Genomic DNA, 12,150 nt, shown 5'->3' with positions numbered 1-12,150 from the left:
GGGCGAATGTCTTAGTGATATCCGCGCCTCCGTCTGGATCTGTCGATCAAATACGCCGAACTATTCGACGGTCCAATTCACTTTCGTGTAAGGGGACGCTTTGATGTCGTAGGGGTATACGCCGGGGCCGCCGTTCCCGTCAAGATCCACACCGGAGGTTCGCATGTACGCCAGCCACACGAGCTGGGAGCAATTCAAACGCGTCGGAGCCTGCTCTTTATTGCTCCAGAACTTGTAATTATACGGGTATCCGATCAAAGAACGATAGGCGTAATCTGCGGCACTGTTCTGTTGTGCCTGCGTCAGAGTCGTTTCCATGAGGACTGTTCCCTTCGCAACCGGAATCTGGTAATGCCACCACCAGTTACTCTTCCACTTGGGGCCCGAAGCCTCGACAACCCAATCCTTATCGCCATAGATGCCGATGTGACCGTGGTTGATGACAGCCGCCGTATAGGACGGCGTGAGATACATGTCCCCCTTGTAGTACGCGGTGGGGAGGGTGCGGGCGCTGTCATCCGTGCTTTTCGATTCGGCCTGTCGATTCTCAGAGAGCGTCTGTTCGCGCAGACGCGCGTTCTCCTGTTCGGCTTCGATGAAGCGTCGAAGAACCTCCTCCCGAGATGCTCCCGTCTCCTGCACGATCTCATCTGCGGAGTCGAGGATCATCTCCTGGGTGCTTCCAGGATTCTGACGAATGAGTTCATTGACAAGATCCCGCTCGCTCGTCTCGGATGCGCTCGCGGGAAACGCGATGGCGGAGGCGATAACTGCCGCTCCTCCGGCGAAGAGAACGATAAAACGATTCCTGTGGAGCATGAGAATAATCCTTTCAAAAAAGGGGTATGGACTTCATCGTCCAATAAGGCGAAGTTAGCAAGAATGCCTGATCGTGAATAGAGGTTCGCTTCGACTGTTAGCAAAATGTTACTGTGGTGGGTGGGCATCGAATACGGCGGAGGTGCGAATGATTCCATTTCCCGCGGAGTGCTCGGAGGAGGAAGAAGACAGCGGCGCTGATGCGCTCCCGACGTTGTCATCGGGATGCATGAGGCGGGAGGCGACGAGGAAGCCCATGAGGGAGTTCACCTCTCCGGCGAATTCGAGTTGTTCAATCGAGGGCAGAATGGGCACCATGACTTCACTGGAAGCGACCCGGGGGACGACGCGCAGCTGCTCCGTGAATCCGCTCCGGATCGGCCCGCTGCGAGTCTGGTCGCCCATTGTTCTTGCCCCGATGGCGGGAGTAACCGATGTGCCATTTCGGCGTTTATGTCGGCAGATGGGCGAAGAAGGACTGCCGGATTGGTTGAATCCTGCCAGTCCGAACGCTCAGGTCACTCCAGAAAAAGGCGTGGACGCGCTCTCCGGCCTATACGTGTGCGAGATGGTAACGTCGCGCGCCCTCGTTGAAGGTAATGTGCGCACATTGCAAATGGTGCGCCCAGACCCCGCCGAGCGCGTGCGCTCCATCCAGCTCTACGGCGTTGATCCAGCAACGATGGCTCAGGCTACATCGATCCTTATTGACCGTGACCTGGTGGATCACATTGACCTGAACTTTGGGTGCCCGGTTCCGAAAGTGACGAAGAAGGGTGGGGGAGCTGCCCTTCCATGGAAGCGCGACCTGTTCGACGATCTTGTACACGCGGTTGTTGGTGCTGCGGACACGGCCGGAGCAGCAGTCGGCCGCGATATTCCCGTCACAGTGAAAATGCGCGTTGGTATTGACGACGATCATATTACGTTCCTCGACGCTGCGAAAGTGGCTGAAAATCGCGGTGTCGCAGCGGTTGCCCTCCACGCGCGCACGCAAACCCAGCACTACGCGGGGCACGCTGACTGGAAGCAGATCAAGCGTTTGAAAGACGCGATGCGTATTCCTGTCTTCGGAAACGGCGATATTTTCTCCGGCGCAGATGCACAGCGAATGATGGATGAAACCGGTTGCGATGCAGTTGTAGTCGGTCGAGGATGCCAGGGGCGCCCCTGGCTGTTTACCGACCTGACTTCGACACTGATGAGTGGCCCTGCTTTTACTGACCCGAGTCTTTCCGACATCGCGGACATCATCGAAAAGCACGCCGCATGGGTCGTCGAAGACCAGGGCGATGAACTGCGGGCTCTCCGCGAAATGCGCAAGCACGTCGGCTGGTATCTGCGGGGCTTCGCGGTCGGCGGGCCAACTCGTCACGCTCTTGCAATGGTGTCGACCCTCGAAGAACTCCACGATCTTCTCCACACGTTGGACCTCGATCAGGAGTATCCGCGGGCGGCGCTGGGTGCTCGCGGTCGTGCCGGCGGTGAAAAGACGCCACATCTGCCCGATGGGTGGTTGGACTCTCCCTATCTGAGTGATGCTGAACGCCAGACCCTTCATCTTGCTGAATCCGATGCCAGTGGAGGTTGATATGTCGAATCCCTGCGATGATTTCATCCCAACTGAAGTGACGATTGGTCATGCGTCGACTCCGCGAGGAATGCTCAAGATCGGAGGCGGCGCTCCAACGGCTGTTATCTCTCCGCTGATGAGCGCTTCACTGGAATCGCTGACAACCGAGATCGCGGATGTCGCTGGCGCTCAGCCCGACTTGATTGAATGGCGCGTTGACCCACTCCTTGCCTCGGTGCAAGCGAGCGAGCGTGAAGGCCTATTACGCACTGGACTCAAGCTCGTGATGGATCAGAGCCCGCTTCCTCTGCTGGCAACAATTCGCACAGCCACCGAAGGGGGCCTCGTCGATCTTTCTGACGTTCAATACGCGGACTTTCTTGTCATTCTGGCCACCTTCGCCGACGCGATTGACCTTGAAATTTGTCGCCCGGGTGCATTCGACATAGTTGAAGAGATTCACGAGGCCGGGAGCATCGCCGTGGCGTCGCACCATGATTTTGCCCGAACGCCCTCCGCCGTCGACATTGATCGAGTATTCGCATTGATGGCAAAAGCTGGCGCCGACGTGCTCAAAGTTGCCTATATGACTCATCGGCCCGAGGACGCGCTGAGGATCATGGACGCGCAAGTAAGAGCATCACGAACCTATGCCCGCCCTGTTATCGGCATTGGAATGGGTGAATTCGGTGCGATCACCAGGATCTGCGGTCAAACATTCGCCAACGCGGCAACGTTCGCTTCCGCGTCGTCCTCCAGCGCCCCAGGTCAGCTCAGCGTTGAAGAAACTCGGCGTGGCCTCGTCACCCTTCAACGCTGAAAAGGCGCGCATGAAAGCGAAAAACCGAAACGGTGGTCGTGGATCGGTCAGTCAGAGAACTCGGCGGTCGGTGCCGGCTGGATGCGGGCGACGCTCACCCACGCGCACGACCTGGGAGCGACCACACCATCGCTACCCTGGGAACTCGCTACAAGGATCTGGGAACCGGGCGGAAGAGCGAGAGGCTGATCGGCGGTGTTCACAACGATCATCACGTCGGAGTTCAGATATACAAGAGTATCGGGGCGCGCCCACTCCAACCCGTGCAGTACGCCCAGCGCGTGTGTTCCCAGCTTGCGTTCGGATCGCAGGGTAAGCGCCGTCCGAATGTACGAGGCCGCACTGACCTGCTCGACCACGCTTTCTTCACGAAGGCGACCGTGGAACACACCCGGAAGACCAAGCGCAAGTAGCGTTAACGCGCGATCCACATCAGACTGCTGATCGGCGGGCAGACAATCAACGTTCCACGGAGCAACCGCACCAATACGATCACGGATAGACAGCGAATCTGAAATAACCAACTCAAGGCTTGGAGCGTCAAAAGAAGCAGTCAGTAGCGCATCATCGTGCAGATGATGGAACCACTCGTCTTCAAGGTGAGACATAATCGCGGGAGTATCAAAGCCAGACAAGCGTGCCGTCACAATTGGCTGAGAATCAAACGTTGCACACTCTGCTTCAATCTGGCGGACAAGAGAAGTGAAACGCTCTCGCGCAAGCGCCCTGCGGACCGGGGAGTCTTCATACTCTTCGGCGCACACGCCCAAATCAACACCATCCGCGCCAGCGTTGAGGGCGCCGCGCGTCCTCAGAAGAAGCGTCGTGACGCGGTTTTCCATATCCGCTCCGCGCGCCCCCAAAGACACGAATGTTTCATTCGGGATACGCACAATCACACGCTGGTGGCGCGCTTTCAACTGATGAATAAACTCCGGCAACGGCGAACTCGAATGAACCAGCAGAACTGGGGCATCAACAGTGACAAGAACGGTATCAAAACCGGCATTGTGTAAAGCCAGTGCATCAGCGGAAATCTGAGCAACGTTATCCGCAGACAGAGGAGTAGGGATCGTCGCGAGCGCACACGAATGCCACCAGGGACTGGGGCCACGCATGGATCGGTGAACGAGCAGGGTACGGACGGCGTGTGGGCGAGGCTCGTGGTGTTGCACCCTTTCATCGTGTCACAGATGTGAATAACTCGTCTGCCCGTTCCCAAGAGATAGGCTTATGTGGTGAATGAAAGCCCTGAAATGACTCGGAGTGCCCTGGTGCTCACGCCCGTGTATTCGTCCCAGGATCAGTCACGTATGTGGCCCGAACCTTCGAAGTCAGCGATGCGGACAGCGTTCGAACGCGACAGGGCTCGAATTGTGCACTCGTCGGGTTTGCGTCGTCTGGGTGAGAAGACTCAGGTGTTAGGCCCGGCCACCGACGACTTTGTTCGTACGCGTCTGACGCACTCTCTTGAGGTTGCGCAGGTTGGTCGTGAACTGGGTAAAGAATTGGGCGCGAATCCTGACGTGGTGGATGCAGCGTGCCTGAGCCACGATCTTGGACACCCGCCGTTTGGGCATAATGGCGAGAGGGTTTTGGATGAGCTTGCCGGCGATTGCGGTGGTTTTGAAGGAAACGCGCAGACCCTGCGTCTGGTAACCCGACTTGAGCCGAAAGTACTGACCGATGATGGGCATCCGGCGGGGTTGAACCTGACGAAGGCGACATTGGATGCGATCTGTAAATACCCGTGGGCAAAGGGGCAGGGGCCGGATCCGGTGAAGTCGGCAAAGAAGTTCTCCGTCTATTCAGATGATGCTCACGTTTTCGAGTGGATGCGTCAGGGAGCACCCGTTGGTCGACGTTGCTTGGAAGCACAGATCATGGATCTCTCAGACGACATTGCCTACTCCGTGCATGACGTTGAAGATGCCATTGCAACGGGTAAATGCGACGTTGCATCCCTCAGTGATGAATCGACACTGAATGCGATCATTGACTCGACGATCAACTGGTACGGGACAAGGGTTGCCCGCACCGATTTGGAACTGGCAATTGACCGTCTGCTTCGTATGCCCGAATGGCCACAATCCTTTGATGGCTCCTATCGTGCGCTCGCGGAATTAAAAGATTTCACATCCGAACTGATCGGACGTTTCTGTGCCTCTACAGTCAGCGCGACTCGTGTTGAGTTTGGTGCCGGTCCGTTGGGACGATACCGTGCGGATCTGGTTGTTCCTCCCGAGGCCCGTGCGGAGATCCAGATCCTGAAGGGGCTGGCTGTTCACTTCGTGATGAGCCCGCGTGAGAACGAGCCGGTGTATTACCAGCAGCGCACGCTTTTGGCGGACTTGGTGGATGCTCTTTTCAAGGCTGGACCGTCAGCTTTGGAGCCTCTTTTTGCTGAAAATTGGCGTCAAACGAACGATGATAATGAGCGTTTGCGCGTGGTGATTGACCAGGTCGCGTCGCTGACGGATGCGTCCGCGTCACGCTGGCACGCCCAGCGGTGTGGCATGCTTTCAACCCAATTGTGAGCGTGCGCTAAATGGTGAACAGATCGGTAGACTAGCGTCTATGGCCGGACGCATTCTTGAAGAAGACAAGGAACGCTTACGACAGGCAATTGATGTTGCTCGTGTCGTAGGTGAACACGTCACTTTGCGTAGCGGCGGAATGAACTCTTTGAAGGGGTTGTGCCCTTTTCACGATGAACGCACTCCGAGTTTTACCGTTAATCCGACGACGGGTCTCTGGCATTGCTTCGGGTGTGGAGAAGGCGGAGACATCTTCGCTTTTGTTCAGAAGATCAATAATTTTTCCTTCCCAGAGACTCTTGAATACCTGTCTCAAATGACGGGTGTCCCTCTTCGCTACGAAGAGGGAAGCTCTCAGACGGTGCGTGAACAGCCCGGCAGGCGCCAGCGTCTGATCGACATGCATCGGATTGCTGAAGAGTTCTATCAAAAACAGCTTGAAACTCCAGAGGCCTTGCCTGCCCGTAAGTTCTTAGGAGGCCGCGGGTTCGGACCTGCAGAGTGTCGGCATTTTGGCGTCGGTTACTCATCCGATTCCTGGGACACTCTGACGCGCATGCTTCGCTCAAGTGGTTTTACCGATGAAGAGATTGAAAAGTCCGGCTTGGCGTCGCGTGGGCAGCGGGGTCTGATTGATCGTTTCCGCGGTCGCGTCATGTGGCCGATCCGGGATATCACGGGAACAACCGTTGGTTTTGGCGCTAGGCGTTTGAACGACGAAGACAAGCAGAGCCCGAAGTACTTGAATACCCCCGAAACTCCGCTGTATAAGAAGTCCACGTTGCTGTACGGGCTGGATTTGGCGAAGAAAGAGATTTCCAAGAACCGTAAGGTCGTCATCGTCGAGGGATACACGGACGTGATGGCTGCTCATATGGCCGGTGTGACCTGCGCGGTTGCTACCTGCGGTACGGCTTTCGGATCCGAGCACGTTCGCGTTGTCCGCCGACTGCTGGGCGACTCGGCGGATTCTGCTGCCGGGGTTGTCCTGTCCAGTGGGCAGGCACGAGGCTCCGAAGTGATCTTTACCTTTGACGGTGACGAGGCGGGTCAAAAGGCTGCTCTTCGCGCCTTTAAAGAAGACCAGAACTTTGCGTCTCAAACGTTTGTTGCAGTTGATCCTCAGGGGATGGATCCGTGCGACATTATGATTAATCGAGGGAAGAACGCGGTTGTTGAATTGATTCGCTCGCGTATTCCACTGTTTGAATTCGTCTTGCGTTCGATCCTTCGCCAATCGAACCTCAATTTCCCCGAAGGACGCGTTCGGGCTTTGGAAGCATCTGCTCCCATCGTTGCTGACATTAAAGATCGCGCATTGCGGATGGAGTACGAACGCCTGCTAGCCGGCTGGCTTGGCATGGAGCCTCGTTTCGTTCACAACCAGATTCGTTCACTATCACGCGGGAGATATCAGCGTTTCGACAGTGCGCAGAATAACCACATGGCCAGAGCGGGTCGCCCGCAACCGCAAGCACGCCCCGAACCCGAAGATCTCGTCTCGCGCGTGGAGCGCCAGGCGCTGGAAGCAGTTTTGCAACAGCCGATTTATTTCATTGGCACGCAGTTTGATTCCATCGATGGCGCGACATTTACTCATCCAACGCGCAGAGCCGTATTCGATGCGATTAAAGCGGTTGGTGGCGTTGATGCGTTTGCTCGTCAGCTGAAGAAAGCACAGGACGAAACAGGCGATAGTGCCTATGCACAAGAGGTGGCGACACGTCGTTTCGTGGATGATATTCGCCAAGAAGCAGGCGAACTGATCGAACCGATTATCACCAAACTTGCAGTCGTCGAACTTCCTCAGGATCGCGAAGACGAAATGCGTTCTTACTGCAAGGGAGTTGTGAACGCGCTGGTTCGATTGGACCTGAATCGCAAAACAGCCGACATTCGGTCGCAGCTTCAGCGTATGAATGAAGATGACCCGAAGTATCAAGAAACATTCGAATATCTGGTTACTCTTGAACAGCGACGACGTTCTTTGCGTGAACGCGACTAGATTGTTGATCGTTTCTCGCACTGGCTTTCCCGGTGCCGTGCTACCGACATGTTCGACCCCAAGGAGGCCACCATGGCTGAAGTTGAGAGCTTCGCGCTGGATCACACCGCAGTGAAAGCACCCTATGTTCGCCTGATTGCCGTTGAACACGGCCCGAAGGGGGATGCGATTTCTAACTTTGATCTGCGTTTCGTCCAGCCGAATGAAAACGCGATCCCAACCGGTGGTCTGCACACGATCGAACACCTCATGGCCTCCCTCCTGCGCGACCGCATGGATGGAGTGATTGACTGCTCGCCGTTCGGTTGCCGAACCGGTTTCCACCTGATTACGTGGGGCACCCCAAGCATTGAAGAAGTCACGCGAGCCGTTGTCTCCAGCCTTGAAGCAATCGCTGACCAGGTCACTTGGGATGACGTTCCCGGCACCGACATCGTGTCCTGCGGTAACTACCGTGATCACTCACTGTTCTCCGCCAAAGAATGGACGCGAGCCATCCTGGATAAGAAATTCTCCATTGATCCTTTCGTGCGCACTCTGCTGGACGACTAAGGGCACGTTGTAGCGACTGAAAAACGTGTCGGCGAGGTCATGGACTTCGCCGACACGTGTATTGCTGGGGAACAGACCTAATCGAGGCCCACGCTCTCGCGCAAATCGCGTTCGAAGGCATCTGCTTCCTTCTGGGAAGCCTCGTCAAGCGGGCCAAGCGCAATCAGAACAGAAAACAGCTTTCCGTCTTCCGCGCGCCGAATCCACGCCGCCACTTGCGTTCCATTCGACACCTTCAAGGCCTTGTGAATCACGATCGAATGATTGACGTGGTCACTGATGGTCCGCATCAGAACGTGCGGATCTTCAGACACTGTCGTCAGCATCCAATCCGGGCGTTGAGGATCAACCCAGGTGACCGACAACTGACGAGTTTCAGCCTCCCATTGAGCGGTCGCGGCCTCGTACCACATTGCGGAGTCGATGACCGCGGTGGCGGAAGTCAGGATCAGCGCATGAGTGCCGGCGACAACCCAGAGGTCATCTCCTACTTGTTCAGCGATGGGGTTGCGATCAATGTCGGGGAGTAGGCCAAGAGCGGACGCGGGCAGAACGGTAGTCATGGGCTCATTGTAGGCAAACGCCACCTGCCCCGGCTGGGCGAGGTGGCGTCCTGTGAAAAGCAGGCTTCCAAGACGGACAGTTAGTTGCTCTGTCCGGATTCGGTGCGTGCAACGGATTGAGATGACTGGGAGTCGTCAGTGCCCTCGGCGGGAACGGGAGTCGGTAATGGAAGAGAGCTCATCGTGGCAACACCCATCCATGAGCGAATGTCATCGAGGGCTGCCTGAATGCCGATTGTCCGGAGGCCTTCGTCAGACGTATTCACCAAGTGAAGGTCGGCTTCAATCAGAGTCAAGAAAATAGCGTCAGCGCTGGACGTATCGATTGAACACCTCATGGCGCGCGTGTCCGTTGCACCATTCTTTAGTGTTTTATCGACGCGGCTGAATAGTTCATCAGCTTTGATGCCGGCATCAGAAATGACGTGGTTTTTTAATTGAGCAGTCGGCAGTGACTGAGCAACACAATCCCAACGTGCGACAGAATCGGCGAGCTCCGTGGAAGCCGCAAGCTTTTCACCTGTTTCGTCGCTTACTTCGAGCGTGGGCAACAGCGTGCCATTCTCAAGGTGTTCCTGGTCAATCCCCCATGTTGCCAGTGCCTCGAGCTCCCTATTGTCTGTTTTCAGGCTGAAGCGAGAGTTGAGAGTCTGGAGGCTCTGGCTCTGCGTGCTTGTACCAATCCCGTACGTCAGAGCAAGTCCCTGAGTATCGGCGTAGCGGCTCAAAGCCACTTGAGCTAGGGCAACGGCTTGTCCGCCGTCAAGAGCATCGGGATTTGAGGCGGTTGCAAGATCTCGAAGAGCAGTTGTTTCGTTCCACGCGATGAATTCGTCAATCGAAAGTGGCGCGTCGGCAATATCCGGAACGTTCTTGGCATTGTCTGGCACCCGCGTTCCCCACGGTTGCCAGACCCCACCTAAGGAATCCGCGCGTCCCTCAGCCTGCGTAGAAAAAGTTGAAAGCGCAGTGGCACATGACTCACACGATGAAGCAAGGGAAGCGAAGCCCTGAGCGCGAATCGCTGCTGCCTGATCAGCGCGCGCAGCGCGATCGCGAATGACGTCGGTGTCAGACATCGACGGGATCTGAAGTGTTCGCGTTAAAAATGGGATATTCGTTGACGTGCAGGCGCTGAGGATCAAGGCAGAAGCGATACCGATGCTCACCGAGGTGCCGATTCGGCGACGCCGAAGTGGTCGCGACGAAGCGGCGCGGTCAGTCTGAGTGTGATGATCAACAAGATGCACCTTTAAATCATGTCATGTTTCAAGGCGGGTACGATGGGGAGCTAATGCCGTGTTGGACACGTAGGAGGAATGGTGGCGAAGCCACAACATCACTTTGAGGCGCTCGAAGAACGCTTAGCGCCTATCGCTTCAGGGTTCGGACTCGAACTCGATTCCGTTATTGGAGTCAAAGAATCCGGAATGCAGATTGTTCGAGTGATCGTCGAAGCAATCGAGCCTGGCGCCAGCGTTGATTCGGAAGCTCTTGCCGATATGTCACGTGCAGTCAGCCCGATTTTGGACGAAGTCGATCCCGTCGATGGCGAATACTTCCTTGAGGTGTCAACACCGGGAGCTGAGCGTGAACTGGTCACTCCTCGTCATTGGGAGCGCCAAATTGGGCGCCTTGTCGCCGTCAAACTCAAAGACGCTACGAAGCTGGTCGGGCGTGTCGAATCCGCCACTGATTTCCATGCTGTGCTGAACGTCGATGGAACGCCTACTACCATTGAGTACACACAGGTTAAGAAGGCGCGTCCGCGCGTCGAATTCGGTTCGGAGGAATGAGACGCATGGAAATCGATATGACAGCACTGCGCATGGTCGAGCAGGAAAAGGGCGTGTCCCTAGACCGGCTTGTCGATGCCATTGAAGAAGCCCTTCTCAAGGCCTACCACAATCTTCCCGGCGCCATCTCTCAGGCTCGAATCGAAATCGATAAGAAGACCGGTAGCGTCGCGGTGATTGCCACCGAAGAAGACGAAGAGGGCAACCCGATCGGCGAATTCGACGACACCCCGAAGAACTTCGGTCGTATCGCCCAGGCGACCGCTCGTTCGATCATCATTGCGCGCCTGCGTGATGCAGACGATCAGAAGGTCCTCGGCGACTTTGCTTCCCAGAAGGGACAGGTCGTCACCGGCGTCGTTGACCAGTCGCGCGACGGGCGCATCACCATCGTCAAGGTCGGCGATGACTTCGAAGCAGTTCTTCCCGACTCGGAAAAGACTCCCGGCGAAACCTACCGTCACGGAGACCGTATTCGCGCGTTCGTCGTCAACGTTGAACGCACCGAAAAAGGCGCACGCATCACGCTTTCGCGCACTCACCCGGGCCTCGTTTCCGGTCTCTTCGCGCGTGAGGTCCCCGAAATTCAGCAGGGCTTGGTCAAGATCAAGTCGATCGCACGCGAAGCCGGACACCGCACGAAGATCGCCGTTGCACCGACCCGTGACGGCATTAACGCCAAGGGCGCATGCATCGGTCCGATGGGTGCACGTGTGCGCGCGGTCATGAACGAACTCGGTGGCGAAAAGATCGATATTGTCGACTGGTCGGCAGATCCGGCACGCTACGTCGCAAACGCCCTGTCGCCTGCACGCGTTGCCCGCGTTGTCGTTCACTCGATCGACAATCGCACCGCAACCGCGATCGTCCCGGACTTCCAGCTGTCGCTGGCGATCGGTAAGGAAGGCCAGAATGCTCGCCTAGCCGCGCGCCTGACCGAATTCCATATCGACATTCATTCGGATACGGAAAACGGTGAAGAAGCAGACGTTTCGCGCTCCTCTTTGCCTGATGACGTGACCAGTCGCTCATACGTGGGCGACGAGGAATAAGCCCAGCTCGATTAAACTAGTCATGTGTCGCATCCTGCGCTGAACCAAATCACCGTGCCACATGGCGCGGTAATGGTGCGTACATGCGTGGGATGCTCACGTCGAGCGTTACGCGCGGATCTTATCCGCGTTGTTGTTTCGAAAGATGGGGTTTGCACCGTAGACCCCACAAGCGCGCAACCCGGTCGAGGTGCGTGGATTCACCCGGATCCAACGTGTATCGAAACCGCCCGCAAGCGTCGGGCATTTCAACGAGCACTCTCATGCGAGGACGACATTGACGCCCACATGTGGGACCAGCTTGGCCAGGTTGCCTCATCACGAGCACACAGTGCTCTCGTCGAGTAATGAAAGCGGGTTGGAAGCCGATGGGCACCCGATGAGTACCCAGCGATGAGCTGCCAGCAATACAAGTAACGCGTCTCCGTCCGGA

General features: G+C 56.6%; 13 protein-coding genes. 8 read left to right on the top strand and 5 right to left on the bottom strand.

The features are described 5' to 3' along the window. Positions 1 to 60: 60 nt before the first annotated feature. The gene (locus QP109_RS07010) at positions 61 to 819 is read right to left on the bottom strand and encodes a hypothetical protein (RefSeq protein ID WP_285024111.1); all 759 of its coding nucleotides are present in this window, start codon (positions 817 to 819) and stop codon (positions 61 to 63) included. A 108-nt stretch (positions 820 to 927) separates the two neighbouring features. Beyond that, positions 928 to 1,137, bottom strand: coding sequence for a hypothetical protein (locus tag QP109_RS07005; RefSeq protein ID WP_285024110.1), 210 nt, complete (start codon positions 1,135 to 1,137; stop codon positions 928 to 930). Between QP109_RS07005 and dusB the strand changes: the two genes are divergently transcribed. Continuing rightward, the gene (dusB, locus tag QP109_RS07000; RefSeq protein WP_285024109.1) at positions 1,136 to 2,410 is read left to right on the top strand and encodes a tRNA dihydrouridine synthase DusB; all 1,275 of its coding nucleotides are present in this window, start codon (positions 1,136 to 1,138) and stop codon (positions 2,408 to 2,410) included. The two genes, QP109_RS07005 and dusB, sit on opposite strands and share 2 nt — an antisense overlap. Before the next feature lies 1 nt (position 2,411). Further along, on the top strand, positions 2,412 to 3,212 hold the full coding sequence (aroD, locus tag QP109_RS06995; protein WP_285024108.1) for a type I 3-dehydroquinate dehydratase: 801 nt from the start codon (positions 2,412 to 2,414) through the stop codon (positions 3,210 to 3,212). 47 nt (positions 3,213 to 3,259) lie between these two features. Here the strand turns inward: aroD and QP109_RS06990 are convergent, their stop codons facing one another. Then, positions 3,260 to 4,387: a hypothetical protein gene (locus tag QP109_RS06990; RefSeq protein WP_285024107.1), complete on the bottom strand. Its 1,128-nt coding sequence runs from the start codon at positions 4,385 to 4,387 to the stop codon at positions 3,260 to 3,262. Between the two features lie 81 nt (positions 4,388 to 4,468). On the opposite strand from QP109_RS06990, the gene QP109_RS06985 reads away from it, so the two are divergent. The 3 genes from QP109_RS06985 to QP109_RS06975 all read left to right on the top strand — a co-directional run bounded on the left by QP109_RS06985 (position 4,469) and on the right by QP109_RS06975 (position 8,306). Next, positions 4,469 to 5,749 carry a deoxyguanosinetriphosphate triphosphohydrolase gene (locus QP109_RS06985; RefSeq protein ID WP_285024128.1) on the top strand — a complete coding sequence of 427 codons (1,281 nt, stop codon included), beginning with the start codon at positions 4,469 to 4,471 and terminating at the stop codon, positions 5,747 to 5,749. A 40-nt stretch (positions 5,750 to 5,789) separates the two neighbouring features. Next, the gene (gene dnaG / locus QP109_RS06980; protein WP_285024106.1) at positions 5,790 to 7,754 is read left to right on the top strand and encodes a DNA primase; all 1,965 of its coding nucleotides are present in this window, start codon (positions 5,790 to 5,792) and stop codon (positions 7,752 to 7,754) included. Between the two features lie 72 nt (positions 7,755 to 7,826). Then, positions 7,827 to 8,306 carry an S-ribosylhomocysteine lyase gene (locus tag QP109_RS06975; RefSeq protein WP_101627340.1) on the top strand — a complete coding sequence of 160 codons (480 nt, stop codon included), beginning with the start codon at positions 7,827 to 7,829 and terminating at the stop codon, positions 8,304 to 8,306. A gap of 77 nt (positions 8,307 to 8,383) precedes the next feature. On the opposite strand, the gene QP109_RS06970 is transcribed toward QP109_RS06975, so the two are convergent. Both QP109_RS06970 and QP109_RS06965 read right to left on the bottom strand, forming a co-directional pair. Next, positions 8,384 to 8,869, bottom strand: a complete 486-nt coding sequence (locus QP109_RS06970) for a hypothetical protein (RefSeq protein WP_243381061.1) — start codon at positions 8,867 to 8,869, stop codon at positions 8,384 to 8,386. A gap of 80 nt (positions 8,870 to 8,949) precedes the next feature. Next, a complete protein-coding gene (locus tag QP109_RS06965) occupies positions 8,950 to 10,119 on the bottom strand; it encodes a hypothetical protein (protein WP_285024105.1) in 1,170 nt (389 codons plus the stop codon). A gap of 72 nt (positions 10,120 to 10,191) precedes the next feature. Here QP109_RS06965 and rimP point away from each other — a divergent pair, with 72 nt between their 5' ends. The 3 genes from rimP to QP109_RS06950 all read left to right on the top strand — a co-directional run bounded on the left by rimP (position 10,192) and on the right by QP109_RS06950 (position 12,065). Next, positions 10,192 to 10,665: a ribosome maturation factor RimP gene (gene rimP, locus QP109_RS06960; RefSeq protein ID WP_243381058.1), complete on the top strand. Its 474-nt coding sequence runs from the start codon at positions 10,192 to 10,194 to the stop codon at positions 10,663 to 10,665. A 5-nt stretch (positions 10,666 to 10,670) separates the two neighbouring features. After that, positions 10,671 to 11,717 carry a transcription termination factor NusA gene (gene nusA, locus QP109_RS06955; RefSeq protein ID WP_285024104.1) on the top strand — a complete coding sequence of 349 codons (1,047 nt, stop codon included), beginning with the start codon at positions 10,671 to 10,673 and terminating at the stop codon, positions 11,715 to 11,717. A gap of 72 nt (positions 11,718 to 11,789) precedes the next feature. After that, positions 11,790 to 12,065, top strand: coding sequence for a YlxR family protein (locus QP109_RS06950; protein WP_101627335.1), 276 nt, complete (start codon positions 11,790 to 11,792; stop codon positions 12,063 to 12,065). Positions 12,066 to 12,150 lie beyond the last annotated feature (85 nt).

Origin of the sequence: Pauljensenia sp. UMB9872, assembly GCF_030212665.1 — a bacterium.
Classification (GTDB): domain Bacteria; phylum Actinomycetota; class Actinomycetes; order Actinomycetales; family Actinomycetaceae; genus Pauljensenia; species Pauljensenia turicensis_B.
Note: the sequence above shows the minus strand (reverse complement) of the source record. Positions and strands in the feature narration are given on the sequence as shown.

Bases quoted from the DNA above. Each gene is read 5' to 3' on its own strand.
- QP109_RS07010 (WP_285024111.1), bottom strand. From the start codon at position 819: ATGCTCCACAGGAATCGTTTTATCGTTCTCTTCGCCGGAGGAGCGGCA.
- dusB (WP_285024109.1), top strand. From the start codon at position 1,136: ATGACTTCACTGGAAGCGACCCGGGGGACGACGCGCAGCTGCTCCGTG.
- QP109_RS07005 (WP_285024110.1), bottom strand. From the start codon at position 1,137: ATGGTGCCCATTCTGCCCTCGATTGAACAACTCGAATTCGCCGGAGAG.
- aroD (WP_285024108.1), top strand. From the start codon at position 2,412: ATGTCGAATCCCTGCGATGATTTCATCCCAACTGAAGTGACGATTGGT.
- QP109_RS06985 (WP_285024128.1), top strand. From the start codon at position 4,469: ATGACTCGGAGTGCCCTGGTGCTCACGCCCGTGTATTCGTCCCAGGAT.
- dnaG (WP_285024106.1), top strand. From the start codon at position 5,790: ATGGCCGGACGCATTCTTGAAGAAGACAAGGAACGCTTACGACAGGCA.
- QP109_RS06975 (WP_101627340.1), top strand. From the start codon at position 7,827: ATGGCTGAAGTTGAGAGCTTCGCGCTGGATCACACCGCAGTGAAAGCA.
- QP109_RS06970 (WP_243381061.1), bottom strand. From the start codon at position 8,869: ATGACTACCGTTCTGCCCGCGTCCGCTCTTGGCCTACTCCCCGACATT.
- nusA (WP_285024104.1), top strand. From the start codon at position 10,671: ATGGAAATCGATATGACAGCACTGCGCATGGTCGAGCAGGAAAAGGGC.
- QP109_RS06950 (WP_101627335.1), top strand. From the start codon at position 11,790: ATGGTGCGTACATGCGTGGGATGCTCACGTCGAGCGTTACGCGCGGAT.